Source organism: Variovorax sp. P1_H12_2 (assembly GCF_056405335.1).
Genome location: NZ_JBFUCI010000618.1, coordinates 1 through 2,555, shown reverse-complemented (window position 1 = coordinate 2,555; position 2,555 = coordinate 1). Strand labels below are relative to the sequence as shown.

At 69.5% G+C, this 2,555-nt stretch carries 2 protein-coding genes; both read right to left on the bottom strand.

Annotated features, from left to right (window positions below; genetic code table 11):
* Positions 1–1,528: efflux RND transporter permease subunit (locus AC1D2K_RS33290; RefSeq protein ID WP_478094527.1), on the bottom strand; the 1,528-nt coding region annotated here is incomplete at its 3' end.
* Between the two features lie 2 nt (positions 1,529–1,530).
* The gene (locus AC1D2K_RS33285) at positions 1,531–2,526 is read right to left on the bottom strand and encodes a WD40/YVTN/BNR-like repeat-containing protein (RefSeq protein WP_478094526.1); all 996 of its coding nucleotides are present in this window, start codon (positions 2,524–2,526) and stop codon (positions 1,531–1,533) included.
* Between the last annotated feature and the right edge of the window lie 29 nt (positions 2,527–2,555).

Genomic DNA, 2,555 nt, shown 5'->3' with positions numbered 1-2,555 from the left:
CCTTCGGCGTCTTGATGATGACCGCGAACAGGTCGCTGGACAGCGAGTAGTTCTTCGTGWTGAACGCGTTGTCGCGGTTGTAGCGCGAGTCCGGCCGCAGCTCCGGCGCGCCGGGGTCGAGGTCGCCGACCTGAAGCCGCGTGCTGATCGCATAGCCGCCGACCGTCAGCGCCAGCGAGCCGAGGATGGCGGCGAGCGCCCAGCTGCGCCGTTGCGCGAAGTGGCCGAGCACGCGCCAGACGCGCCCCCCGCGGCCGGCCGCCTGTTCCTGCTCCAGCGCCAGGCTTCGGGCGGCCGCGGCCGGGCTCACGCCGACATACGACAGCAGCACCGGCAGCAGCAGCAGGTTGGTGAAGATCAGCACSGCGACGCCGATGCTGGCGGTCAGCGCCAGTTCGCGGATCACCGGGATCGGGATCAGCATCAGCACGCCGAAGCCGATCGCGTCCGCCAGCAGCGCGGTGACGCCGGCGAGGAACAGGCGGCGGAAGGTGTAGCGCGCGGCCACCAGCCGATGCGTGCCGCGGCCGATGTCCTGCATGATGCCGTTCATCTTCTGCGCGCCGTGGCTGACGCCGATGGCGAAGACGAGGAAAGGCACCAGCATCGAGTAGGGATCGAGTTCGAGCCCCGCAAGACGCACCAGACCGATCTGCCAGAGCACCGCCACCAGCGARCAGGCCAGCACCATCGCCGTGCTGCGCACGCAGCGCGTGTAGCCGTACAGCAGCAAGCCGGCGACGATCGTGGCGACGCCGAAATACAGCATCACCTGCAGCAGCCCGTCGAGCAGRTCGCCGATGATCTTGGCGAAGCCGATGACGTGCACCTTCACGCCCCAGGGCTTGCCGTCCGGCGCGAGKCCGTGCTCGTACTTGTCGCGGATCCTGGTCTCGACTTCTCGCGAGAGCTGCCAGTARTCGAGGCGGCCGTCCTTGSCGCCGTCGAGCAGCGGCGCGACGATGGCGCTCGACTTGAAGTCGTTGGCCACGATGCTGCCGACGAGACCCGCRCGCGCGACGTTGAGCCGCAGCCGCTCSACGCTGGCMGGYGCGCCGTTGAAGTTGTCGGGCATGACCGGCCCGCCTTGAAAGCCTTCCTCGGTCACTTCGGTCCAGCGCGTGGCCGGCGTCCACAGCGACTTGACCCAGGCGCGGTCCACGCCCGGCGTCAGGAACAGGTCGTCGTTGATGTGCTTGAGCGCATCGAGGTAGCGGGCGTCGAAGATGTCGCCCTTCTCGTTCTCGACCACCACGCGCAGCGTGTTGCCCATGCCGCGCAGTTCGCTGCGGTTGTTCAGGTAGTTCTGGATGTAGGGATGACCCACGGGGATCATCTTGTCGAAGCTGGCGTTGAGCGCGACGCGGGTGGCGAAGATGCCCAGCACCAGTGTGGCGACCAGGCAGGCCAGGGTCACCGCCAGGCGGTGGTTGAAGACGGCGCGCTCCAGCCAGTTGCCGGAGTCGCGCGGGAAATCCGCGAGGTCGCGCACGACCGGCATGCGGTCGAGGCCTGAAGAGACTGCCATTTCTATTTGTCCTTGGTCGCCARCTCGACGGTGCGCAGGCCACGCGGGCCACCCACGACCAGCGAGGCATTCGAGCTGAACGCGACGGCGGCCAGCGGCATTTGCGGGCGCAGGCCCGAACGGGTGAAGTGGCGTCCGCCATCGACGCTCAGCRCRATGCTGCCGCCCTGGTCGACGAGCGCCACGGTGCCGTTGGCGGCGACCGCGCCGCTCACGATGCTGGCCGGCAGGCCGGTGTCCACCGGCTGCCAGSWCTGGCCTTCGTCGACGCTCAGGAAGGCATTGCCGCGCATGCCGAAGGCCAGCACGCCSGCGCTCGTGGCCAGGACGCCGAAGAAGCTGCCCTTGTAGGGCGAGGTCAGCGCGCGGAATCGCCGGCCATCGGCGTCGAGCTTCAGCAGCAGCCCGGCTTCGCCGGCGGCGTAGGTCGCGCCGCGCGMGSCGCAGATGGCATAGATGCTCAGCAAGCCGGGGTTGTCGACGCGGTCGAACCACGACTCCCAGCGCTTGCCGCCATCCGCGGTGCGCAGCACGAGCCCGTAGGCGCCGACCACGAAGCCCTGGCTGGGGCTGTGGAAATGCAGGTCGAGGAAGGGCTTGTCGGGGCCGGCCTCGGCGTTGCGCCTGGCTTCGTCGAGCAGCTTGCGGTCGGCATCGCCGGCATCGGGCGCGGCGGTGCGTTGCTGCATCTGGTCGAGCACCAGTGCATTGGCCTGGCGTCCGTCGAGCAGTCGCGTCCAGCCGACGCCGCCGTCGCGCGTGCCGAGCACGACGCCGTCGTGGCCGGTGGCATAGCCGATGCTGTCGGCGACGAAGCCGACGGCGGTGAGGTCGATGCTCACCGGCACCATGGACTGCAACCACTGGCGGCCGCCGTCGGACGAATGCACGATGTGGCCGCGCTGCCCGACGGCCACCAGGCGGTTGCCGGCGCGCGCGATGCCGGTGATGAGGCGCTGGTCGGCCACCGCGCTCATGCGTGCCGGCAGGTCGAGCATCTCGCTGCCGCTATGGGCCCGCTATGGGC